23 protein-coding genes and 1 other annotated feature are annotated in these 22,920 nt (G+C 38.5%); of the genes, 22 read left to right on the top strand and 1 reads right to left on the bottom strand.

Features of this window, described 5'->3' with window-relative positions:
* Positions 1 to 178: 178 nt before the first annotated feature.
* The 12 genes from polA to MKY08_RS16150 all read left to right on the top strand — a co-directional run bounded on the left by polA (position 179) and on the right by MKY08_RS16150 (position 13,218).
* Complete coding sequence (polA, locus tag MKY08_RS16205; protein ID WP_069513734.1) at positions 179 to 2,806, top strand: DNA polymerase I; 2,628 nt, start codon at positions 179 to 181, stop codon at positions 2,804 to 2,806.
* 11 nt (positions 2,807 to 2,817) lie between these two features.
* Positions 2,818 to 3,690: a bifunctional DNA-formamidopyrimidine glycosylase/DNA-(apurinic or apyrimidinic site) lyase gene (mutM, locus tag MKY08_RS16200; protein ID WP_069513732.1), complete on the top strand. Its 873-nt coding sequence runs from the start codon at positions 2,818 to 2,820 to the stop codon at positions 3,688 to 3,690.
* 13 nt (positions 3,691 to 3,703) lie between these two features.
* A complete protein-coding gene (gene coaE, locus MKY08_RS16195) occupies positions 3,704 to 4,297 on the top strand; it encodes a dephospho-CoA kinase (RefSeq protein ID WP_069513731.1) in 594 nt (197 codons plus the stop codon).
* 516 nt (positions 4,298 to 4,813) lie between these two features.
* Positions 4,814 to 5,836, top strand: a complete 1,023-nt coding sequence (locus MKY08_RS16190; RefSeq protein WP_069513729.1) for a glyceraldehyde-3-phosphate dehydrogenase — start codon at positions 4,814 to 4,816, stop codon at positions 5,834 to 5,836.
* Between the two features lie 168 nt (positions 5,837 to 6,004).
* Positions 6,005 to 6,475 (top strand): transcriptional regulator NrdR, encoded by a 471-nt coding sequence (gene nrdR / locus MKY08_RS16185; protein WP_024363821.1) that lies wholly within the window; start codon positions 6,005 to 6,007, stop codon positions 6,473 to 6,475.
* 18 nt (positions 6,476 to 6,493) lie between these two features.
* The gene (locus MKY08_RS16180) at positions 6,494 to 7,867 is read left to right on the top strand and encodes a DnaD domain protein (protein WP_069513727.1); all 1,374 of its coding nucleotides are present in this window, start codon (positions 6,494 to 6,496) and stop codon (positions 7,865 to 7,867) included.
* 24 nt (positions 7,868 to 7,891) lie between these two features.
* A complete protein-coding gene (gene dnaI, locus MKY08_RS16175; RefSeq protein WP_256093266.1) occupies positions 7,892 to 8,821 on the top strand; it encodes a primosomal protein DnaI in 930 nt (309 codons plus the stop codon).
* A 394-nt stretch (positions 8,822 to 9,215) separates the two neighbouring features.
* A complete protein-coding gene (thrS, locus tag MKY08_RS16170; protein WP_069513723.1) occupies positions 9,216 to 11,150 on the top strand; it encodes a threonine--tRNA ligase in 1,935 nt (644 codons plus the stop codon).
* Positions 11,151 to 11,302: 152 nt separating this feature from the next.
* Positions 11,303 to 11,448: a sequence feature (ribosomal protein L20 leader region), on the top strand.
* Between the two features lie 95 nt (positions 11,449 to 11,543).
* The gene (gene infC / locus MKY08_RS16165) at positions 11,544 to 12,047 is read left to right on the top strand and encodes a translation initiation factor IF-3 (RefSeq protein WP_024363824.1); all 504 of its coding nucleotides are present in this window, start codon (positions 11,544 to 11,546) and stop codon (positions 12,045 to 12,047) included.
* A gap of 31 nt (positions 12,048 to 12,078) precedes the next feature.
* Positions 12,079 to 12,279: a 50S ribosomal protein L35 gene (gene rpmI, locus MKY08_RS16160; protein ID WP_069513721.1), complete on the top strand. Its 201-nt coding sequence runs from the start codon at positions 12,079 to 12,081 to the stop codon at positions 12,277 to 12,279.
* A 58-nt stretch (positions 12,280 to 12,337) separates the two neighbouring features.
* Positions 12,338 to 12,697: a 50S ribosomal protein L20 gene (gene rplT / locus MKY08_RS16155; RefSeq protein ID WP_069513715.1), complete on the top strand. Its 360-nt coding sequence runs from the start codon at positions 12,338 to 12,340 to the stop codon at positions 12,695 to 12,697.
* Between the two features lie 248 nt (positions 12,698 to 12,945).
* Complete coding sequence (locus MKY08_RS16150; protein ID WP_069513714.1) at positions 12,946 to 13,218, top strand: DUF1294 domain-containing protein; 273 nt, start codon at positions 12,946 to 12,948, stop codon at positions 13,216 to 13,218.
* Between the two features lie 61 nt (positions 13,219 to 13,279).
* Here MKY08_RS16150 and MKY08_RS16145 read toward each other — a convergent pair whose 3' ends face one another.
* Entirely contained in the window at positions 13,280 to 13,675 is a 396-nt protein-coding gene (locus MKY08_RS16145; protein ID WP_069513713.1) for a sigma-w pathway protein ysdB, read from the bottom strand.
* A gap of 103 nt (positions 13,676 to 13,778) precedes the next feature.
* On the opposite strand from MKY08_RS16145, the gene MKY08_RS16140 reads away from it, so the two are divergent.
* From MKY08_RS16140 to MKY08_RS16095, 10 genes are all read left to right on the top strand, one after another.
* Positions 13,779 to 14,264: a dUTP diphosphatase gene (locus tag MKY08_RS16140; protein ID WP_069513712.1), complete on the top strand. Its 486-nt coding sequence runs from the start codon at positions 13,779 to 13,781 to the stop codon at positions 14,262 to 14,264.
* 108 nt (positions 14,265 to 14,372) lie between these two features.
* Positions 14,373 to 15,461: a M42 family metallopeptidase gene (locus MKY08_RS16135; RefSeq protein ID WP_069513711.1), complete on the top strand. Its 1,089-nt coding sequence runs from the start codon at positions 14,373 to 14,375 to the stop codon at positions 15,459 to 15,461.
* A 208-nt stretch (positions 15,462 to 15,669) separates the two neighbouring features.
* A complete protein-coding gene (locus MKY08_RS16130; RefSeq protein WP_069513710.1) occupies positions 15,670 to 16,152 on the top strand; it encodes a DUF2975 domain-containing protein in 483 nt (160 codons plus the stop codon).
* 369 nt (positions 16,153 to 16,521) lie between these two features.
* Positions 16,522 to 16,737: a helix-turn-helix transcriptional regulator gene (locus tag MKY08_RS16125; protein WP_069513706.1), complete on the top strand. Its 216-nt coding sequence runs from the start codon at positions 16,522 to 16,524 to the stop codon at positions 16,735 to 16,737.
* A gap of 292 nt (positions 16,738 to 17,029) precedes the next feature.
* Positions 17,030 to 17,995 (top strand): ornithine carbamoyltransferase, encoded by a 966-nt coding sequence (argF, locus tag MKY08_RS16120; RefSeq protein ID WP_069513704.1) that lies wholly within the window; start codon positions 17,030 to 17,032, stop codon positions 17,993 to 17,995.
* Positions 17,996 to 18,292: 297 nt separating this feature from the next.
* Positions 18,293 to 19,189 (top strand): LysR family transcriptional regulator, encoded by an 897-nt coding sequence (locus MKY08_RS16115; RefSeq protein ID WP_069513703.1) that lies wholly within the window; start codon positions 18,293 to 18,295, stop codon positions 19,187 to 19,189.
* Between the two features lie 201 nt (positions 19,190 to 19,390).
* Positions 19,391 to 20,719 carry an LLM class flavin-dependent oxidoreductase gene (locus tag MKY08_RS16110; protein WP_069513702.1) on the top strand — a complete coding sequence of 443 codons (1,329 nt, stop codon included), beginning with the start codon at positions 19,391 to 19,393 and terminating at the stop codon, positions 20,717 to 20,719.
* A 47-nt stretch (positions 20,720 to 20,766) separates the two neighbouring features.
* The gene (locus tag MKY08_RS16105) at positions 20,767 to 21,780 is read left to right on the top strand and encodes an LLM class flavin-dependent oxidoreductase (RefSeq protein ID WP_069513700.1); all 1,014 of its coding nucleotides are present in this window, start codon (positions 20,767 to 20,769) and stop codon (positions 21,778 to 21,780) included.
* A gap of 15 nt (positions 21,781 to 21,795) precedes the next feature.
* A complete protein-coding gene (locus tag MKY08_RS16100) occupies positions 21,796 to 22,074 on the top strand; it encodes a glutaredoxin family protein (RefSeq protein WP_069513699.1) in 279 nt (92 codons plus the stop codon).
* Between the two features lie 16 nt (positions 22,075 to 22,090).
* The gene (locus MKY08_RS16095; protein WP_069513697.1) at positions 22,091 to 22,915 is read left to right on the top strand and encodes a transporter substrate-binding domain-containing protein; all 825 of its coding nucleotides are present in this window, start codon (positions 22,091 to 22,093) and stop codon (positions 22,913 to 22,915) included.
* The last annotated feature ends 5 nt before the right edge of the window (positions 22,916 to 22,920 follow it).

Genomic DNA, 22,920 nt, shown 5'->3' with positions numbered 1-22,920 from the left:
TTTTATGGATTTAACTGAAAATATCATGGAATGTTCCGTGATTTTAATTTTTCAACTGATCTGCGTCCCTATGATTGGTAAAAAGTCTGTTTTCCCGATAAAGTAGAGGAAAGAGGCATTTTCAAACATACGTTTTCGTTTTACAATGAAAAGAACGACAACTTCAGGAGGAAATAAGATGACTAAGGAAAAATTGCTATTACTAGACGGTAATAGTTTAGCTTACCGCGCTTTTTTTGCATTGCCACTGCTAACAAATGATAGCGGTATTCATACCAACGCAGTGTACGGCTTTACAACGATGTTGCAACGAATTTTGGAGGAAGAACAACCGACGAAGATGCTCGTTGCTTTCGATGCAGGTAAAACGACATTTCGTCACGATACATTTACGGAATATAAAGGTGGCCGTCAAAAAACGCCACCAGAACTTTCAGAGCAGTTTCCTTATATTCGCAAACTGATTGATGCTTATGGAATTAAACGCTATGAACTTGATATGTACGAAGCGGACGATATTATTGGCACATTGGCAAAAGAAGCAGCAGGACAAGATATGGAAGTAATTATCGTGTCAGGAGACCGTGACCTTACCCAGCTCGCAACGGACAAGGTAACAGTGTACATTACGAAAAAAGGCATTACAGAAATCGAAAAAAACACACCTGCATTTATCGAAGAAAAGTATGGCTTAACACCTCTTCAAATTATAGATATGAAAGGTCTAATGGGGGATGCCTCTGATAATATTCCTGGAGTACCCGGTGTTGGCGAAAAAACGGCTGTTAAATTGTTAAAAGAGCATGGCTCAGTTGAGGCACTGTATGGAGCGATGGATACGTTAAAGGCTTCCAAGATGAAAGAAAAGCTTGTTGCCAATGAAGAGCAGGCATTAATGAGTAAAAAGCTTGCTACAATTTTTACTGAAGCACCGATTGATTTAACGTTAAATGACCTTGCTTATGGTGGACCAAATGAAGAAGAACTAATAAGTGTGTGGCAGGAGCTCGGCTTCAAATCACTATTAGATAAAAGTAATTTTACTGTGGAAGAACACCAACAGGCACCATTTGCTTTTGACATTGTACAAGAAGTGAAGCCAGAGCACTTAAAGGACGTTATGGCGATACATGTAGAGTTAGAAGATGAGCATTATCATACTTGTCAGCAACTAGGTATTGCTTTAACGGATGGCACAGCGACGATTTATGTGCCATTTGAAGTGGCTTCTACATCAGATTTGCTACGTCGGTGGTTAGAAGACGCTACGAAGATTAAATATATAACAGATACGAAGGCAGCACAGGCGGCTTTAAAGCGTGTGGGTATTCGTTTAGCAGGGGTGGAGTTTGACCTATTGCTTGCATCCTATATTAATAACCCTGCACTTAGCGGTGATGATGTGGCAACACTTGCAAAAGATTTAGGCTATCGAGAAGTGCAAGCAAATGAGGCGGTCTATGGAAAAGGAGCAAAACGTGCTATACCGGCAAGTGATGTACTAGCTGAACATGTTAGTCGTAAAGCGTTTGCTGTGTGGACATTACAACCTAAACTAGAGGCATTGTTAAAGGAAAATGAACAGTTTGAACTGTATAAAAACTTAGAACTACCACTTGCGTCGATTTTAAGTGAAATGGAAAGTGAAGGGATTACAGTAAATCGTGCCACACTTGAAACGATGGGGCAGGAGCTAAGTAATAAATTAGTAGTGATTGAGCAGGAAATTTATGCGGAAGCGGGCGAAGCATTCAATATAAATTCACCGAAGCAATTAGGTGTTATCCTTTTTGACAAGCTTGGTTTACCAGTGATTAAAAAAACGAAAACAGGTTATTCCACAGCAGCAGATGTGTTGGAAAAATTAAAGCCAGAGCATGCCATTATCGAGCATATTTTACTGTACCGTCAGCTTGGCAAGTTACAATCAACGTATATTGAAGGCTTGCTAAAAGAAATTCATAAAGAGGACGGAAAAGTACACACACGCTTCCAACAGGCATTAACGTCAACAGGTCGCCTAAGCTCAACGGATCCTAACCTACAGAATATTCCAATTCGTTTAGAGGAAGGGCGAAAAATTCGTCAGGCATTTGTGCCATCACAAGAAGATTGGATTCTTTTCTCTGCAGATTACTCTCAAATTGAGTTGCGTGTACTTGCTCATATGTCAGAGGATAAAAACTTAGTGGAAGCTTTCCGTGAAGGCATGGATGTTCATACACGTACCGCGATGGATGTTTTCCATGTAACCGCAGAAGAAGTTGATAGCAACATGCGTAGAGCTGCCAAGGCAGTTAACTTTGGTATCGTTTATGGCATTAGTGATTATGGTTTATCACAAAATTTAGATATCACACGTAAGGAAGCAGCCATTTTTATTGAGAAATATTTTGCCAGCTTCCCTGGTGTAAAAAACTATATGGAGGAGATTGTCCAAGACGCAAAATTTAATGGTTTTGTCACAACGTTATTGAATCGTCGTCGCTATTTACCAGATATCACGAGTTCGAATTTCAATCTACGAAGCTTTGCAGAGCGCACAGCGATGAATACGCCGATTCAAGGAAGTGCGGCAGATATTATTAAAAAAGCAATGATTGATATGGATGCTCGCTTGAAAAAGGAAAACATGCAAGCAAAACTTCTTTTACAGGTGCACGATGAATTAATTTTTGAAGCTCCTAGAGAAGAAATTGCCATGCTCGAAAAAATTGTACCAGAGGTTATGGAAAATGCCATTGAGTTGATTGTTCCATTGAAAGTGGACTTCAACTATGGGGCAACTTGGTACGAAGCAAAGTAAGGAGGGGTAAAATGCCTGAATTACCAGAGGTAGAAGGTGTCGTGCAGGCATTAAAGCCGGAAGTTGAAGGTCGCACAATTAAACAGGTTCAACTGTCAGAAATTATCCGTTTTTCTTATGATGAAGGAAAGCAATGTATTGTCAAGCAAGCTGAGCCTGATGCATTTGAGATGGCATTATCTCAGATGACGATTACGAAGATTGAGCGCCGTGCAAAATATATATTTTTTCATTTGATGAAAGAAGACGTGTCCTATGTATTGGTCAGTCATTTAGGCATGACAGGTGCATGGTTTATCGTTAACACGCCCGATGAAATCAATGAGGAAAAATTTAAAAAACATATTCATGCAACGTTTCAAATGGCAGATGGTGGCTATTTAATTTATTCAGATATTCGCCGTTTTGGTGAGTTGCGATTTTTAACGAAAATTGAAGATCATGCGCCACTGACAAAAATGGCACCTGAACCGTTTGATGAGACAGCATGTGATTATTTTATAGCCAAATCCATGTTACCGAAATACGAGAAAAAAGCTGTTAAAGAAGTGATTATGGACGGACAAGTGATTTCGGGCTGTGGCAATATATATGCGACAGAAGCATTATTTGCACAAAAAATTCATCCTGCCCGCAAAATGAACCGCATAAGTGAAAAACGAAAACGTGCACTTTTTGAGGCAATTGTTGACGTCCTGCGCCAGAGCATTGATGCGGGAGGTTCAACGATTTCGGATTATCGTAATATTAATGGCGAGGCAGGGAGCATGCAAAACCGATTACAAATGTACGGTAAGAAGCTATGCCCAGTGTGTGGAACAGGGACGAGTCAAATGACAATTGGTGGACGTACATCCGTGTATTGTCCTAATTGTCAACATTAAAGGGGAATTTACTATGATTATCGGACTAACAGGAAGTATTGCAAGTGGTAAAAGTACAGTCGCCAAAATGATGACAGCGCTTGGTTTACCGATTGTCGATGCAGATGTTGTAGCGCGTGATGTTGTGGAACCAGGAACGGAGACGTTGGCACTTATTGTCCAAAATTTCGGTGCAGACATTTTACTTGAAGATGGCAATTTAAATCGTCCAAAGCTTGGTGATATTATTTTTCACGAGCCAGCGAAACGCAAAATTTTAAATGATATTATGCACCCTGCTATTCGTCAGGAAATGTTACGCCAACGCGATGCATATATAGATGCTGGACAAAAGCATGTTGTGATGGATATTCCATTACTGTTTGAAAGTAAATTGGAGCATTTTGTAGAGCGAATACTTGTTGTTTCAGTTAGTGAAGAGGTGCAGCTTCGACGATTAATGGAGCGCAATCAATTATCAAAGGAAGATGCGCTAGCTCGTATGCATTCACAGTTACCCATGTCTGTGAAAGAAAAAAGTGCACATGCGGTGATTTACAACAATGAAAATTTACAACAAACAGAAGAGCAGTTAAAGAAAATTCTGACGCATTGGGGCGTACTTTAGTCAAAAAGCGCAACGTTAATTACTACACATAGAAGTTCAAAGAGGCTGGGACATAACTAGAGAAATTATTCTTGCTTTTACAATAAATAAAAATTTAGAAGGGTTCATTAGTTGTTGGTAGCGGAGGCGGTGACTCCTGCGGCGCAGCAAAAAAGTGTTAGATTGACTGCCATCAATCTAACACTTTTTCTCTTTTGACCTAGCCTCTTAGTTATTTTTCACCCTCTTGTTACACATCTTAGGTTAGTTGGCGTGCTCGCCCGTAGAAGAAATCAATCAGTATGTAGCCAAAGGTATTCTATGCACAGCAATTATTGCTGTGCATTTTTTTGTTTATAAGCGTAATAATAAGCATGAAGTACTGAATTTTTTTATTTCAAAAAAGGTGCTATTTTTCAGAAAATAAGAACTTTTTTATTATGGATATATAATGTTCATCTTTTTTAAAATTGTGTTATACTAATCAGCATAAAGTATATAATGAATATGAGTATGCACTCACAGGAGGATTTTATAATGACAGTATCAGTTGCTATTAACGGTTTCGGACGTATCGGACGTATGGTTTTCCGCCAAGCGATCGTACAGGAAGGTTTAAATATTGTTGCAATTAACGCAAGCTACCCAGCGGAAACGTTAGCACATTTGATTAAGTATGACACAAATCACGGAACATTCGAAGGTACGGTTGAACCAGCAGACGATGCTTTAATTGTAAATGGTAAACGTGTCCAAATTATTAGCGAACGTGATCCATTAAAATTACCATGGGCTACAATGGGCGTGGATATTGTAATTGAAGCAACTGGTAAATTCAATGATCGTGAGAAAGCAGCAATGCACCTTGAAGCAGGCGCAAAGAAAGTAATCTTAACAGCACCAGGTAAAAACGAAGATGTTACGATTGTTTTAGGTGTAAATGATGAAAAGCTTGATGTTGAAAAACATGATGTTATTTCAAATGCTTCTTGTACAACAAACTGCTTAGCACCAGTTGCAAAAGTGTTAAATGATACATTTGGTATCGAAAGCGGTTTAATGACAACAGTTCACGCATATACAAATGACCAAAAAAACTTAGATAACCCACATAAAGATTTACGTCGTGCGCGAGGTTGTGCACAATCGATTATTCCAACATCTACAGGTGCTGCAAAAGCATTAAAATTAGTGTTACCAGAATTAGAAGGCAAAATTCACGGTATGGCACTTCGCGTTCCAACACCAAACGTATCACTAGTTGACCTTGTTGTAGATTTAAATACAGACGTGACAGTTGATTCGGTTAATGCTGCATTTGTCAAAGCAGCAACAGAAGGGCCAATGAAAGGCATTTTAAACTTCTCAATTGAGCCACTTGTATCTGCTGATTACAACACAACAACTTACTCATCTACAGTTGATGGACTTTCAACAATGGTGATGGGTAATCGTAAAGTAAAAGTACTTGCTTGGTACGACAATGAGTGGGGCTATTCTGCACGTGTTGTAGACCTAGTGAAAAAAGTTGCAAAAGCGCTAGAAACAGTTAACGCATAATGAACGCTATTGGCACATTGAAATCTTATGGTTTCAATGTGCTTTTTTTGTTAGGTACGATGTAAAGCAAATTGTTTGAGTGCCTGGCACCAAATGAACTTTTCTTATTTGTAGGAAATTTGTTATAATACAAATATCAAATTGTTGTGGAATCAGGAGAGTAAAAATATGAGATGTCCTTCTTGCCAATTTAACGGAACACGCGTAGTGGATTCCAGGCCAGTAGATGATAATAAAGAAATTCGTAGACGTCGTGAATGTGAGTCGTGTGGCTTTCGTTTTACAACGTTTGAAAAAATTGAAGAAACACCGTTAGTCGTTGTGAAAAAAGAAGGCTCACGGGAAGAGTTTAGCCGCGAGAAGGTACTGCGCGGTCTTATTCGTGCTTGTGAAAAACGTCCGGTTGCTTTAGATGTTTTAGAGGGACTTGTACTATCTATTGAAAAAGACCTTCGCCGTATTGGGAACGCTGAAGTACGTTCAGAGGATGTTGGAGAAATGGTGATGGATCGTTTGGCAAAAATTGATGAGGTGGCCTATGTTCGTTTTGCCTCGGTTTATCGTCAGTTTAAGGATATCAATGTATTTATTGAGGAAATAAAAGAAATTATTCAACGTCAAACAGAGCAAAAATCTTAGGGAAAACAGAGAGGGTGAATGACGTTGATTCATTTGTATAAAGAATTGCAACCCGCAGATACTTTTGACATTCGTCTACCTCATGCGCTTTCCACGATGGAACGTCAATTAGTAACATTATTTTATCAACCTTTAACGGGTGCTGAGCCAATCAGTCTTTATTTAACACTATGGGCTGAAGCAGAGCAAATGCCTAAACAGCAAATGAATCATTATTATTTAATGAATGTGCTAGGACTACCAATCGGTAAAGTGTTCGAAGCACGCATCGCACTTGAAGCAATCGGTTTATTGCGAACTTGGAAAAAAGAAGAGGCAGAACAGCGAAGCTTTTTATACGAGCTTATACGCCCGCTTGATGCAGATAGCTTTATGAAAGATCCTTTATTATCAATGTTTTTGTTTAGTAAAATCGGAGAGCAGGCATATCGGAAGTTGCGCCAACGTTTTATTCAGCCAGTAAGGGGTACAGCATATAAAGATGTATCACGCGCCTTTATGGATGTTTTTAAACCGGTTAATACCAATATTCCTACCGATTTGCAGGGTGGCATAGATAGCAAAGAAAATGCACAAAAGGTTTATCCGTTTTATTTTGAGCAATTTGATTTTGAGTTGCTACAGGCAGGATTATCTGACCAGTTAGTACCCGCAAATTTACTTACGCTTGAAGTGCGTGAAACAATTGCCAAATTAGCATTCCTCTATCATTTAACGGCATTGGATATGCAAAAAGTTGTTATTTTAGCGCTTGATGATGAGTTGGGTATTTCACAAGAACGATTACGCAAAGCGGCAGCCGATTTTTATAAGCTTACTGTTTCAAAAGAGCCACCAAAGCTTGCCAAAGTATACGCGCCACCGGTTGAGGAAGATGCTGTTCAAAAAACAAAAGATCAGGAGTTGCAACATTATTTAGAGTCAACACCTCCTGTCCAAGTGTTGCGAGATATTAATAACGGCAAAGAGCCATTACAAACATCTGTACAATTAGCTGAGAGCTTAATCGTTCAGCATGGGATGCCAGTAGGCGTGGTCAATGCACTGCTTGAATATGTCATGCTATCTACGGATATGAAGCTTCCTAAAAAGTATGTGGAAACCATTGCCGATCATTGGGTACGAAAAAACATTAAGACGGCAAAGGAAGCAATGGAGCTTGCACGTCAAGAACATGATAAATATACAACGTGGAAAAATAAACCACAGGTGCCGGCTAAAAATAATAATCAGTATGTCAAAGGGCGAGCGGATAATCAGCGTAAGGAAAAAGTACCTGAATGGTTTTATAAACGCAATGAGCAACCAGACGAGAGTGCTTCTTCAAGTACGATGGATTTTGAAAAAGAGCGCCAAAAAATATTAGCAATGCTTGGAAAAAGCGATAAGTAAAGTAGGTGAACGGTAATCGAACCAATTAATAAAGCATTAAAAAGAGCCATTAATGTACCATCATTTCAAGAGCGATATGAAGCGATGAGGCGAGAGATTTTAGAACATCCTCGTGTGCAGGCCTTTTTAGCAGAACACGCAGAAGAACTAAGCTACGATGCTGTTGAGCGCAATTTACCAAAGCTTCATGAATTTATTAGTCAATCGACGGTGTGCTGTGGTTGTGATCATACAGCGCATTGCACCAATTATTTAAAAGGTTTTATTCCGACTTTACGTGTTGTACGTAATACGGTTGAAATTGATTACGTACGCTGTGAACAAAAGGTGCGTGAGGACGAACGTCGGGATGTTGCAAATATGATTGCTAGTATGCATATGCCGAAAGATGTGTTGCAAGCGACAATCCAAGATTTAATGATTGATGATGAATCCCGTGTGCTTATCGCGCAACGGGCGGCACAATTTGTTAAGAAAACAGAGGAAACAGGGCAGCTACCAACGAAAGGCTTTTATTTATATGGGAAGTTTGGTGTAGGGAAATCCTTTGTGCTTGGTGCACTTGCGAATGAACTGGCTTCCAAAAAAATCCGTTCAGTGGTCGTTTTTGTACCAGAATTTTTACGTGAAATGAAAAATGCAATCGGTGATAATACGTTAAATGAAAAAATAGATTATGTGAAAAAAGCGCCGGTATTGATGCTTGATGATTTAGGGGCAGAAACAATGTCAGCATGGACACGTGATGAAATTTTAGGAACAATCTTCCATTATCGAATGGCAGAACAATTGCCAACATTCATTACCTCTAATTTTAACTATGATGAATTAGAGCATCACTTAGCACAGTCCCAAAAAGGGGATATTGAGGTTGTAAAGGCTGGACGTATTATGGAACGTGTGAAAGCTTTGACGGAGCCAATAGAAATGCGTGGCAAAAATCGACGTTTGTAACATTGACAGTTGCATTTTACGACAATCGAGCGTATACTGTCTCATATACTATATAGCACAATGCAATGATGAGGACATGAATTTTGTGTAACGGCTTTTAGAGAGGGAAGTCATCGGCTGTAAGCTTCCTAGTTTGGACACATTTTTTACTACCTACTGAGCAGCGAAAGGGAATAATCTTTCGCCGGTCCCTAGCCCGTTAGCTAGCCTTGAGCTTCGTCTGATGATTTTATCGGAAGGAAGAAGGGTGGAACCACGAGCATACGCTTCGTCCCTTTTGTGAGGGACGGGGCTTTTTTGTTTTTTAGGGTTTTTTGTGCAAGCTTACGTTAACCATAAGATTCGCTGTTTCATCATGCATCACTAAATTTAACCAAACAAGGAGTGCAACAAAATGTCAGACATGATTAAATTAACGTTCCCAGATGGCGCTGTAAAGGAATTTGCAAAAGGTACATCTACTGATGATGTGGCATTATCTATTAGCCCAGGACTTCGTAAAAAAGCTTATGCAGGGAAAGTAAATGGGGAATTAGTAGACTTAAAAACACCAATTGAAGAAAATGCAACAATTGCCATTATTACACAAGATGATGAGGCAGCATTAGAAATTCTTCGTCACTCAACAGCCCATTTAACAGCACAAGCGATTAAACGCTTATTCCCTGAAGTAAAACTTGGTATTGGTCCGGTTATTGAGGGAGGCTTCTACTACGATATTGATGCACCAACACCAATTACTGCTGAAGATTTACCAGCAATCGAAAAAGAAATGAAAAAAATCATTGCTGAAAATCTAGAAGTAGAGCGTAAAAACGTTAGCCGTGCAGAAGCACAAGCAATTTATGAAGAAATCGACGACGAATATAAATTAGAATTACTTGAAGCGATTCCCGCTGATGAGCAAGTGTCTATTTACTACCAAGGGGAATTTTTCGACCTATGTCGCGGTATTCACGTACCTTCAACAGGTAAACTTCGTGAGTTCAAATTATTATCATTAGCAGGTGCCTATTGGAGAGGGAACTCTGATAACAAAATGCTACAACGTATTTACGGTACAGCTTTCTTCAAAAAAGAAGAATTAAAGCACCACCTTCAAATGTTGGAAGAAGCAAAAGAACGTGACCACCGTAAAATCGGGAAAGAATTAGAATTATTCACTACTTCTCAAAAAGTAGGTCAAGGTTTACCACTTTGGTTACCAAATGGTGCAACAATCCGTCGTGTGATTGAACGTTATATCGTAGATAAAGAATTAGCGCTTGGTTATAAACATGTCTATACACCAGTACTTGGTTCTAAAGAGCTTTATCAAACTTCAGGTCACTGGGATCATTATCAAGATTCCATTTTCCCACCAATGGAAATGGATAATGAGACATTAATTATGCGTCCGATGAACTGTCCACACCATATGATGGTTTACAAAAACAGCATGCACTCTTATCGAAATTTACCATTACGTATTGCTGAACTTGGAACAATGCACCGTTATGAAATGTCGGGCGCTGTTTCAGGGTTACAACGTGTACGTGGGATGACGTTAAATGATGCACATATCTTTGTTCGTCCAGACCAAATTAAAGCAGAGTTCCAAAAAGTTGTGCAGTTAATTTTAGAAGTGTACAAAGACTTTGATTTAAAAGATTATTCATTCCGTCTATCTTATCGTGATCCAGCAGATACAGAGAAGTACTTCGATGACGATGCAATGTGGGAAAAAGCACAAAGCATGTTAAAAGAAGCAATGGATGAGCTTGGCTTAGATTACTTTGAAGCAGAAGGTGAAGCGGCGTTCTATGGCCCTAAACTTGACGTACAAGTAAAAACTGCCATTGGTAAAGAAGAAACATTATCAACTGTACAATTAGACTTCTTATTACCAGAACGCTTTGACTTAACATATGTAGGTGAAGATGGTAAACCACATCGTCCAGTCGTTATTCACCGTGGTGTTGTGTCAACAATGGAACGTTTCGTTGCCTTCTTAATTGAGGAATATAAAGGGGCATTCCCAACTTGGTTAGCACCAGTACAAGTAGAAGTAATCCCAGTATCAAACGAAGCGCACTTCGACTATGCGAAACAAATCGAAGAGCAGTTGACAGCAGCTGGATTACGTGTGGAAATGGATGATCGTGAAGAAAAACTAGGGTACAAAATCCGTGAAGCACAAATGAAAAAGATTCCTTACATGCTTGTTATTGGCGATAAAGAAGTTGAAGCCAACGGTGTGAACGTGCGTCGTTACGGCTCAAAAGATTCAGAAACAATTTCATTCGAAGAGTTCTTAGCGAATATTAAAGCGGAAGTTGCACGTTTTTAATTAATAAGGTACTTGATTATCTTTAATTCTTTGTATTATAATGACGTATAAACTGTAAGTGTATTACACATACTAATTATGAGATTGTAAAAATATTTGACAATCTAAATTGTACATGCTAATATAATTAAGGTTAATGAATACAAAGTTTGTGGTTGAAGTAGAGGCTGCCCGCTTCTCACCTGATACAACGCTTAGGCTGTGAACAGGTATGACACGTTGAATTGTTTTGCGTACACTTACGCATGCACATATAGCGGGCGGACATCTTCAAAAATGTCCGTCCTTTTTTTATGGACATGACAAGAGGATGTACCGTTCAACCGGGCAAGGCTTTGCCCAAACCATGTATTCGCGACAACTACTTGGAGGTGGATTACTATTAGCAAAGACATGTATGTAAACGAAGGCATTCGCGCACGTGAACTTCGATTAATCGATCACAATGGTGACCAGCTTGGTGTAAAGACACGTAACGAAGCGCTAGAAATCGCCACTCGTGTAAACTTGGATCTTGTCCTTGTGGCCCCTCAAGCCAAGCCGCCAGTCGCTCGTATCATGGACTATGGTAAATTTAAGTTTGAACAGCAAAAGAAAGACCGTGAAATTCGTAAAAATCAAAAAGTCATCGTAATGAAAGAGGTTCGCTTGAGCCCAACAATCGATGAACATGATTTCCAAACGAAGCTACGTAATGCGATTAAATTCCTTGAAAAAGGTGATAAAGTAAAATGTAGCCTACGTTTCAAAGGTCGTGCGATTACACACAAAGATATTGGTCAACGTGTGTTAGATCGTTTTGCTGAAGCTTGTGCTGAAGTATCTACGGTTGAACAAAAACCGAAGATGGAAGGCCGAAGCATGTTCTTAGTTCTTCAACCAAAGAACGAGAAATAATATTAGACGAACAGTTTAGGAGGAATTCGACATGCCAAAAATGAAAACTCACCGTGGAGCTGCGAAACGTTTCAAAAAAACGGGTTCAGGTAAATTAAAATATGACCGTGCTTACGGAAGCCACTTATTCGCAAACAAATCTACGAAACAAAAACGTCACCTACGTAAAGCGAACGTTGTATCATCTGGTGACTTCAAACGCATCAAATCATTACTTGTTTACATGAAATGATTGATAACACAAAATAAACTAATATTCATTTTTTAATGAAAAGCAGGAGGTAATTCATATGCCACGCGTAAAAGGCGGAACAGTGACGCGCAAACGTCGTAAAAAAGTATTGAAATTAGCTAAAGGTTACTATGGTTCTAAACATACATTATATAAAGTTGCTAACCAAGCAGTAATGAAATCAGGTCAATATGCATACCGTGACCGTCGTCAGAAAAAACGTGATTTCCGTAAATTATGGATCACTCGTATCAACGCAGCTGCTCGCATGAACGGTCTTTCTTACAGCCGTTTAATGCACGGTTTAAAAGTTGCTGGTATCGAAGTTAACCGTAAAATGTTAGCTGACTTAGCTGTAACAGATGCTTCAGCATTCACACAATTAGCAGAAGCTGCTAAAAAAGCAGTAGCGAAATAAAAAAGAGCGACTAAGTCGCTCTTTTTTATTTCTGCCCCGAAAGCGGAAGCGACAGGGGCAAAATAAGGTTTCTGCCCCGAAAGCGGAAGCGGCAGGGGCAAAATAAATAAATTTCTGCCTCGAAAGCAAAGCGACTGAGGCAAAAAATAATTGGCATTGAAGCGAAGCGACAAGTGCGAATAAATTAGTGTATAGTGAAGACTGGTGGGGTTATTTCATCAGTCTTTTTTACATAGGAGGTTGTGTTAATGGCTCAAGCTTTACTTGCCTATATGGCAATTGTTTCAGTTGTATTGCTTGTGATGATGGGCATGGATAAATCACGTGCAAAAAAGCAGGAGTGGCGCATTGCGGAGCGTACATTGTTTACCTTGGCAATTGCAGGAGGTGCTGTCGGTGGCGTATTAGGTATGTATTTATTCCGTCATAAAACACGCCATAACAGTTTTGCCTTTGGCTTTCCATTGATTGCAGCAATTCAAATTTTTATAATCGTGCAATTATGGAGTAGCTCATTATAAAAACGTAAATTGTATAAAATTGTGTGCGTGACTGGCACTGACGCACATGCGTGGCACAACCTCATGAAGAGGATGTGTCACGCATAAGTTGTTCAATGGGTTGCTTCCAGTTGATTTTCGCGTTAGGATAGTTAAATAAAATTTCTTGTTGGAGATATTCGAAGTCACTCCTTGTAAATCCTTGTAAAGTTGCAGTGTCGCGGGCACCAACAAAAATTGTAACGACCTCAAATGCATCTTCGGTCGTACCTAAGTATTTTTCACCTTCAAACAGCGCACCCTTATAAGAAATAAAGAAATTCTTTCGAACATTTTTTACGTCATCATAAAAGTAATATTGGCCCTTTTCATAGGCCTCATCGAGTTTTCGTTTAGGATCGGTTATATATCGAATCGCTTTATAGAATACATAGATAATAAGCGCAATCACAGCAAGTCGAATAAGTAACGGTAACATCTTAAAATTCCCCCTTGAAGAAAGGTTATTCCTACCTATACGATTGGGGGTGACATTTAGTTTCACTTTATACAAAAAATTTTTAGAAATTTAGGAGAAAAAAATGAACTTACAACAATTATTTACGATGCAAAAAGAACTTGATAATTTTATTGAAAAAACACAAAAAATCGAACACGATGTCTTTAAAGAAAAAGGCTTAGCGTTAATGGTTGAGCTGGCGGAACTTGCTAATGAAACACGTTGCTTTAAGTTTTGGAGTACGAAAGGGCCATCAGCGCGGGAAGTGATTTTAGAGGAGTATGTGGATTCGATTCACTTTATTTTATCGCTAGGGTTATTAAAAGGCTATACGGCTATAGAAAAATGGCCAGTTGTTGAAGAGAAGCGTGATTTAACAGAGACATTTTTAATGACGCAAAACTACATATTAACATTTATAAGCCACCCAACAGAGCATAGTTATGCAGCGATTTGGCAATGCTATGGGTTACTTGCATATAATCTCGGTTTTACATTTGAGGATGTCGTGTCAGCGTATATTGAAAAAAACGAAGAAAATTATAATCGCCAACGTAGTGGCTATTAATTTACTAGACTAAAAAGTAAAAAAAACATCAATTTTCAGACGACTCACTAGGAATATTTCGGTAAACGAAGTATAATAGAGGGGATACAAAATGTAGGAGGCAAAAGGATGACACAACTAGATTCAACTTTGCAAATGTTTAAAGATTTAACAGATGCGAATGGCATTGCGGGCAACGAGCGTGCACCACGCGAGGTTATGAAAAAATACATCGCACCATATGCAGATACTGTAGAAACAGATCATTTAGGGAGCGTCATCGCTAAAAAAGTAGGCGATGAAAACGGCCCTAAAATTATGGTAGCTGGTCATTTAGATGAAGTAGGCTTTATGGTCACTCAAATCGATGATAAAGGATTCATCAAATTCCAAACAGTGGGTGGATGGTGGAGCCAAGTAATGCTTGCGCAACGCGTGACAATTACAACACGCAAAGGTGAAGAAATTATTGGGGTAATCGGTTCTAAACCACCTCATATTTTACCAGCCGATGTACGTAACAAAGTGGTAGACATTAAAGATATGTTTATCGACGTGGGTGCTGCTTCTAAAGAAGAAGTACTTGAATGGGGAGTATGTCCAGGTGACATGGTAACACCTTATTTCGAATTCAATGTCATGAAAAATGATAAGTATTTATTAGCAAAAGCATGGGATAACCGCATTGGCTGTGCAATTGCCATTGATGTCATGAAAGCATTGAAAGATGAAAAACATCCAAATATCCTATATTCTGTAGGGAATGTACAAGAAGAAGTAGGTCTTCGTGGAGCGAAAACAGCAACTCATAAAATTCAACCAGATATCGGTTTTGCTGTTGATGTAGGTGTTGCAGGTGATACGCCAGGGGTAACACCGAAAGAGTCAACTAGTAAAATGGGTGCAGGTCCACAAATCGTTGTCTACGATGCATCAATGGTTTCACACCGTGGTTTACGTGAATTTGTTTTAGATGTGGCGGATGAAAACAATATTCCATATCAATTTGAAGCAATGGCTGGTGGCGGTACAGACGCTGGTTCAATCCACGTAACAGCTAATGGTGTACCTGCTTTATCAATCGGTATTGCGACACGTTATATCCACTCACATGCAGGGATTTTACACCGTGATGACTACGATAACGCTGTTAAGCTAATGGTTGAAGTCATCAAAAAATTAGACCGTGATGCTGTGAACAAAATAACATTTGATTAATCGTTATAATAAGTATAAATAATGCAGTATGGCCTTCTAACAATTTGTTAGAAGGTTTTTTTATGTTTTAGCATGCCCTAACAATACGAGTGGGCATGCTTACGGAGGATAGAAAGGTAATATTTCAATGTAAATCAATGTTTATTTATTGTAATACGATAAAAATTGTATTAAAATCATATTGAATATAAACCAATGAGGTGTTTTCATGAAAATAGCAACAACTTTGTTTTTAAAAATAGCGGTCATACTCATGGCTATCCCAGTTTTAGCACTATGTATTTTGCTTGTACCGGAGCTAGGGAAGCTTTCAGAAAAGTTATTACCTGCGTTTTCTTCGATACAATATATCGTATCCATTATTTTGTATGCATCTTCCATTCCGTTTTACTTTGCTTTGTATCAGGCGTTTCAACTATTACGCTACATTGATCAAAACAAAGCCTTTTCGGAACTGTCTGTTACATCTTTAAAGAAGATTAAATATTGTGCCATTATCATAAGTAGTTTACATGTCCTGATTTTGCCACTTTTTTACCTTTTTGCTGAGAAAGACGATGCACCAGGTGTGATTTTTGTTGGACTGCTTGTACCTTTTGCATCTATGGTAATAGCAGTATTTGCTGCTGTTCTTCAACGACTTTTACAGGAAGCGGTCGATATTAAATCTGAAAACGATTTAGTTGTTTGAGGTGAGTAACTTAGCATTACGAATGCTTTTTTAATAGCAACTTATGTATTTTCTTTACCATGTTTTATTACGTGCTATCAATGTATATAAGCTGTTGCTTAACATGAATAGGAACAGACATGTTCAGAAGTATCAGTCAAGGCTTTAAAAGTGATCAAGTTCTGTGCTATTGTTATCAGTGCTTTTGTTGTAGCGGGAATTCTCGTTGTTGCGATTTTAAGTAAAGGTGATAGAGTGGAATTGCTGGCATTCGGTTTGTATTTTACATTTGCTACGAATGTTATCGCAATCAGATGTTTTCCTAACGCTTGAATAAAGAAATCGTAGACATAAAATCAGAAAATGATTGAATAGTGTGAGGTTGAGGATATGGCGATAATTATTAACATCGATGTGATGTTAGCTAAACGAAAAATGAGCGTAACAGAGCTTTCGGAAAAGGTTGGCATAACAATGGCGAATCTTTCTATTTTAAAAAATGGAAAGGCAAAAGCAATTCGCTTAACTACTTTAGAGTCGATTTGCAAGGCGTTAGACTGTCAGCCTGGCGATATTTTAGAATATCGAAGTGATACTGAAGAGTAGTAGAATATCTAGAATAGCTTTAAATAACTGCATAAGTGTGACCAGAGCAGGCCTTCGGGTAGGCTCTTTTTTTATGATAACAAACAGGTTATATGAAATGGTTATCAATGTAACTATGGCAGTAGTATGCTGACAATACATTCCGTATGCATAAATATTCAAATTGACGTATTTTTGTCACAAATAACTGATGAATTCTAATTTTTGAAAATAAACATAAAAATTCAGTTGATTTTATATTTATGCATGTGTATACTAAGTTCAACAGTAACAAAAGCAAGGAGCGAAGGCTATGAAATTATTAGAAGAGGTACAGTTAAAGTTAGTGTCAAGCTTAAAAGGAAAAGACTTACTAACTTTGCTAGACTATACAAGTGAAGAAGTTCAGCAGTTAGTTGCATTATCATCTCAACTAAAAATTATTACAAAAGAAGGTAAATGTCCGAAATTACTTGAAGGTAAAACACTCGGCATGATTTTTGAAAAACATTCAACGCGTACTCGTATTTCATTTGAAGTAGGCATGGAACAATTGGGCGGTAAAGGTATGTTTATGCATGCACGTGATTTACAAATTGGACGCGGTGAATCAATTTATGATACTGCACATGTGTTATCAGGTTATTTAGATGGCATTATGATTCGTGCAAACTCTCATGCAATGGTTAAAGAGTTAGCTGAGCATGCAACAATTCCTGTTATTAATGGTTTAACGGATATTTATCATCCTTGTCAGGCATTGGCAGATTTAGAAACAATCTTTGAAAATAAAGGTGAATTACAAGGTCTTAAAATTGCCTATGTTGGAGACGGCAATAATGTAGCGCACTCATTAGTAGTCGCTTCTGCACATGTAGGAATGCATGTAGCTGTTGCAACGCCTGTTGGCTATGAGTGTGATGCGGAAGTTATCGCAAAAGCACAAAAGATTGCAGAGAAAAATGGTAGTACCATTACGATTACAAATGATCCTGTAACAGCAGTCCAAGATGCAGATGTTGTATACGCAGATGTTTGGACATCAATGGGGCAAGAAGAGGAAGCTGCAAAACGTTTACAAGATTTTGCTGGTTATCAAATCAACGATGAACTTGTTGCACATGCAAAGTCAGACTATATGTTCTTACACTGCTTACCAGCTCATCGCGAAGAAGAAGTGGCAACATCAGTTATAGATGGCCCTAATTCTTACATCTTTGAGCAAGCAGAAAATAGACTTCATGCTCAAAAAGCTGTTCTAGCTTCTATTATGGCTTAACGTTAGGCTAGATAACTTTCTTATGGAGAGTTGCTATATAGAGAGTTCACATTGACAACAGTGGGTGTCATCTGTGAATAACATAAAGTAGCATACAGACAGAGGGATGTAGCTGCGCGCGATGTACGTTGTCAAGATGGATGACCTCATCGCTACATAGTGAAAGTAACCTGGGAGACGCTGGGTTGCTTTTTTTTTTATGTTTATTGATAATAACATAGTTTTCCAATCTGTTATAGAGAAAATTGATGGATATCGATATAATAGGGACAATACGAAATTTTAGGAGGGCTTTATTTGAACATTGATCATATCGAGGCATTTTTATATGTTGTCCATTATAAAAGCATTCATAAGGCTGCCAATGCATTGTTTTTATCACAGCCAACAGTTACAGCTCGTATCAAATCATTGGAACGTGAGTTAAACGTTGAATTATTTTATCGTGATGCAAGGAGTGTCATTTTATCAGAGAAAGGAAAAGATTTTTTACCATTTGCCACACAGATTGTGCAAACGTTTCAGCAAGGAAAAAAACAATTACAGGAAACGCAAACAACAAATGAAGTTTGTATTGGTACGAACGGTGTGACAGCTCAATATTTTTTGGCATATGCCTTACCTAAATGGAAGGAAAGCTTTCCTCACATGCGCTTTCAAATCATCACAGGTCCTACAACAATCCTATTAGAAAAATTACAGAGTCACCAAATTGATATAGGGTTTATGCAATATGTGCATCAACAAGGAGTATGCAATGAGTTGTTATTAAGCAATGCAGTAAAGCTCGTGATGCATCGGGACCATCCATTGATACAAGGGGTAGTGCTAAAGGCAAAAGAATTAGCGCAGCAAAAAATGGTGTTTTTTGAATGTGGCGCATTTGATTGGAACTATGTCCATAAAATGTTCGAGGTAGAAGGCGTATCGGCAAATATTGAAGTGCGAACAGACCATTTAGAAGTAGCGAAGGCATTTATTCGAACGAAAGGTTATATGAGCTTTTTGCCACATCTATGTGTGAAAAACGAGCTTGAAAGCGGCGAGTTTGTTGAGATTGATGTGAAACATTTATTCGATATGAACCAGCATATTTTTTTAACTTATTTGAAGAAAGATACACTGGAACCTGCTTTTTGGGACAATATTTTAAATACAGCTATTCAGTTTGAAAATACCCAAACGTTTTCATGATAAAAAAATTTATAGCTCGAAAAATTTTTTCTATTATAAGACCTATTGCATAATCGTTTAATGAACGGTAATATCTTCCTCAATCCTATTTTATTTATGCATGTCTGCCCGACAGTATAAGTGAAATATTATTTTTTAACTAAAAACATACTTAACCACTAAGTTTAGTAAAAATAAAAATTTTTAAGGAGGAGAACAGGTATGGTTAGACAGGATAAAATTCGATTTGGGGCGATTATTCATGGTGTAGGTGGCAATATTTCGAGCTGGCGTCACCCAAAAGTAGCAAGCAATCAAAGTGTAAGCTTGCCGTTTTATATACAACAAGCGCAGAAGGCGGAACAAGGGAAGTTTGATGTTGCTTTTATTGCAGATGGTTTATTTATTAATGAAAAGTCAATCCCTCATTTTTTAAATCGTTTTGAGCCGTTAACGTTATTATCGGCACTAGCAGTTTCAACAAACCACATTGGACTTGTAGGGACGGTATCCACATCCTATAGTGAACCATTTACAGTAGCACGACAGTTTGCATCGCTCGATCATATTAGCAATGGGCGAGCAGGATGGAATGTGGTGACGACACCATTAGAGAGCACGGCGTTAAATTATAATAAAACAATTGACCAGCATCCTAGTCATGCAGAACGTTACCAAATTGCTGAGGAATACTTAGAGGTGACAAAGGGACTTTGGGACTCATGGGATGATGATGCTTTTATAGCAGATGTGGAAAATGACGTATTTTTTGATCCAGCAAAGCTACACACCTTACAACATAAGGGGAAATACTTTTCGGTACAAGGCCCACTCAATATTGCGCGCTCAAAACAAGGGCAACCTGTTATTTTCCAAGCAGGGTCTTCGGATGCGGGTATCCGCTTAGCCGCAAAGGATGCGGATGCCATATTTACGCATGGTGCATCGCTCGAAGAAGCACAGAAGTTTTATAAAAAAGTCAAAACAGCGGTTGCAGATGTTGGACGAAATCCCGATGAAGTGAAGATTTTCCCAGGAATATCACCTATTATCGGAGACACAATCGAAGAAGCCGAGGCAAAGTATCAAGAAATAGTAGAGCTTGTTTCCATTGAACGTGCACTTGCCTATCTTGGTCGTTATTTTGATCATCATGATTTTACTCAGTATGATGTGGATGCATTATTCCCAGAGCTAGGTGACATTGGAGCAAATAGCTTCCGTAGCACGACCGATTATATAAAAACCTATGCAAAAGAAGAAGGGCTCACACTTCGTCAAGTGGCATTACGTGAAGCTACACCGAAAACGACATTTTTTGGTACTGCTGAACAGATTGCTGATTTAGTACAAGAATGGTTTGAAAAAGAAGCAGCGGATGGCTTTATTGTAGCTGTAACAGTGCCTGATGCACTTGATGATTTTGTCGATAAAGTAGTACCTATCTTGCAGGCACGAGGTCTATACAGAGAGCAATATGAGGCAGATACATTGCGAGGTAATTTAGGATTACCATTTAAAGAAAGTCGTTATGTCACACAGTCTGTTTAAAAACCAAGTAAACTTATTTGAATAAAAATATTTTAAGGAGGTATTGTATGAGTTATTCTTTAGGCATTTTAGACCAAAGCCCAATTATCGACAATGCAACAAACGAGCAAGCATTGCAAAATACAGTAGCGTTAGCACAAAGGGCTGAGCAGTTAGGATATACGCGTTTTTGGGTGTCAGAACATCATAATACCGATACATTAGCAGGCACATCACCAGAAGTTTTAGTATCGTATTTACTTGCAAAAACGACCTCAATTCGTATTGGCTCAGGGGGTGTTATGTTACAACATTATAGCCCATACAAAGTGGCAGAAAATTTCCATGTGCTCGCAACGTTAGAACCAGGGAGAGTAGATTTGGGCATTGGAAAAGCGCCAGGAGGTCTACCGTTGTCCACAAAGGCATTGCAATTTGGCACGGTGAACAATGGTGAGGACTTTGAGGAACGACTAACGTTTTTACAGCAATTAATGGACAACGCGCTACCATCAGAGCATGAGCTAAATGGAGTTCAGGCAACACCTATTCCTAAAGTAAAACCGTCGTTATTTTTACTTGGCGCAAGCCCCCAAAGTGCAGCCCTTGCAGGTAAGCTTGGCATTGCCTTTGTTTTTGCACGCTTTATCAATAGTGATCCAGCAGTTTTACAGGAAGCCGCTAAGACCTATCGCACACATTTTCCAAATGGTCATTTTGCATTATCAATTGCAACCCTTGCCGCACCAACAAAAGAGGAGGCACAGGCATTAGTAGGAGAACAAAAAATTACGAAAGTACATTTGGCAAGTGGTCGTAGTTTGACGCTACAATCGGTGGAATTAGCAGAAAAATTCGGGCAGGAATCAGGAGAAGCGTTCACTGTACAGCAGTATGATGCAGATGTTTTATACGGTACGCCTGAAGAGATAAAAGCCACATTTGATGCCTTTCACAAGCAATATCAAATTGATGAGTTTATTTTGCATACACCGATTTTAAAGGCATTTGAACGACAGCGGTCATTTGACTTATTAAGTCCAGTAAATTTACATTTACAACAACATGAAGCAGTAAGTTAAGGAGGATTATCCAACATGGCAAAAAAAATAGATGTAGTTGTATGGTCAAAGCAAGGTTGTAGCTATTGTGAGGAAGTTAAAGCCTATTTACAAGGGCAAGGAATTACCTATAGAACAGTTGATGTTACACATAACGATGCTTTTCGTGACATTCTTGATACAAAGTATGGCGTACGCTATGTGCCAGTAGTTGAAATTGGTTCAAGTGAGGATGGTGTGTACAAAGCCGTTACAGAACTTGGGCTTGAACATATTAAGACAGCACTTGCTATTCATTTACCAACACAAGTTTAGGAAAGGGAGTGATACGATGAGGAAATTAACGTTTTATTTAACATGCGTACTGATGTTATTTTTAACGGCTTGCTCAAGTACAGAAAAATCACAAATAGATAGTAGTAAAGATGCAAAAGCACAAGGTAAAAATAACGTTCAAACAATACTAGTTGGAACAGGTACGCAATTTCCTAATATTTGCTTCCTTGATGATAAGGGGAATTTAACAGGCTATGATGTGGAGCTTGTCAGAGCGATTGATGAAAAGCTACCGGAGTATAATTTTGAATTTAAAACAATGGAATTTTCAAACTTATTACTAAGTTTAGAAACAGGGAAGATTGATTTAATCGCACATCAGATGGAGGTCAATAGTGAACGGGAAGAAAAATTTCTATTTAACAAGGAGCCATATAATGTATTCCCATTACAAGTAACGGTCAATGCGAAAAATAATGACATCCAATCGATTGCTGATTTAACAGGCAAAAATGTCAGTGTGTCGCCAACGAGCAACTCTGCTGTTTTTATTGAAAAATATAATAAAGAGCATAATTTAGGGGCAAATATTGTGTACTCCTCTGGATCAGTGGATGTTAATAATCAACTTGCGACAGGTCGTCTTGATGCGATTATTACAACCCCATTTGCAGTGAAGTACTATAACGAAAGCAATGAAGCTCAACAAAAAGTAGTGGGTGACGCACTATTAAACTCGAAAGTTTACTTCCTACTAAATAAAGATGAAGTACCTTTACAGGAGCGTATTGATGAGGCGATTAGAGAGCTTAAAACAGAAGGCGTAATTAGCGAGCTTAGTAAAAAATGGTTAGGTGATGACTATACTGTAGATTTCTAACACAT

This window comes from Lysinibacillus sp. FSL M8-0337, from assembly GCF_038593855.1.
GTDB classification, from domain to species: Bacteria; Bacillota; Bacilli; order Bacillales_A; family Planococcaceae; genus Lysinibacillus; species Lysinibacillus sphaericus_D.
The sequence above is the reverse complement of the archived record's forward strand: the minus strand, read 5'-3'. Positions and strand labels throughout refer to the sequence as shown.

Coding starts and splice junctions, on each gene's coding strand:
- MKY08_RS16145 (WP_069513713.1), bottom strand. CDS start 13,675: ATGTTACCGTTACTTATTCGACTTGCTGTGATTGCGCTTATTATCTAT.
- MKY08_RS16135 (WP_069513711.1), top strand. CDS start 14,373: ATGACACAACTAGATTCAACTTTGCAAATGTTTAAAGATTTAACAGAT.
- thrS (WP_069513723.1), top strand. CDS start 9,216: ATGTCAGACATGATTAAATTAACGTTCCCAGATGGCGCTGTAAAGGAA.
- MKY08_RS16140 (WP_069513712.1), top strand. CDS start 13,779: ATGAACTTACAACAATTATTTACGATGCAAAAAGAACTTGATAATTTT.
- MKY08_RS16125 (WP_069513706.1), top strand. CDS start 16,522: ATGGCGATAATTATTAACATCGATGTGATGTTAGCTAAACGAAAAATG.
- coaE (WP_069513731.1), top strand. CDS start 3,704: ATGATTATCGGACTAACAGGAAGTATTGCAAGTGGTAAAAGTACAGTC.
- argF (WP_069513704.1), top strand. CDS start 17,030: ATGAAATTATTAGAAGAGGTACAGTTAAAGTTAGTGTCAAGCTTAAAA.
- polA (WP_069513734.1), top strand. CDS start 179: ATGACTAAGGAAAAATTGCTATTACTAGACGGTAATAGTTTAGCTTAC.
- MKY08_RS16150 (WP_069513714.1), top strand. CDS start 12,946: ATGGCTCAAGCTTTACTTGCCTATATGGCAATTGTTTCAGTTGTATTG.
- nrdR (WP_024363821.1), top strand. CDS start 6,005: ATGAGATGTCCTTCTTGCCAATTTAACGGAACACGCGTAGTGGATTCC.
- MKY08_RS16130 (WP_069513710.1), top strand. CDS start 15,670: ATGAAAATAGCAACAACTTTGTTTTTAAAAATAGCGGTCATACTCATG.
- MKY08_RS16100 (WP_069513699.1), top strand. CDS start 21,796: ATGGCAAAAAAAATAGATGTAGTTGTATGGTCAAAGCAAGGTTGTAGC.
- infC (WP_024363824.1), top strand. CDS start 11,544: ATGTATGTAAACGAAGGCATTCGCGCACGTGAACTTCGATTAATCGAT.
- MKY08_RS16110 (WP_069513702.1), top strand. CDS start 19,391: ATGGTTAGACAGGATAAAATTCGATTTGGGGCGATTATTCATGGTGTA.
- MKY08_RS16190 (WP_069513729.1), top strand. CDS start 4,814: ATGACAGTATCAGTTGCTATTAACGGTTTCGGACGTATCGGACGTATG.
- rpmI (WP_069513721.1), top strand. CDS start 12,079: ATGCCAAAAATGAAAACTCACCGTGGAGCTGCGAAACGTTTCAAAAAA.
- MKY08_RS16105 (WP_069513700.1), top strand. CDS start 20,767: ATGAGTTATTCTTTAGGCATTTTAGACCAAAGCCCAATTATCGACAAT.
- MKY08_RS16095 (WP_069513697.1), top strand. CDS start 22,091: ATGAGGAAATTAACGTTTTATTTAACATGCGTACTGATGTTATTTTTA.
- MKY08_RS16180 (WP_069513727.1), top strand. CDS start 6,494: ATGACGTTGATTCATTTGTATAAAGAATTGCAACCCGCAGATACTTTT.
- rplT (WP_069513715.1), top strand. CDS start 12,338: ATGCCACGCGTAAAAGGCGGAACAGTGACGCGCAAACGTCGTAAAAAA.
- mutM (WP_069513732.1), top strand. CDS start 2,818: ATGCCTGAATTACCAGAGGTAGAAGGTGTCGTGCAGGCATTAAAGCCG.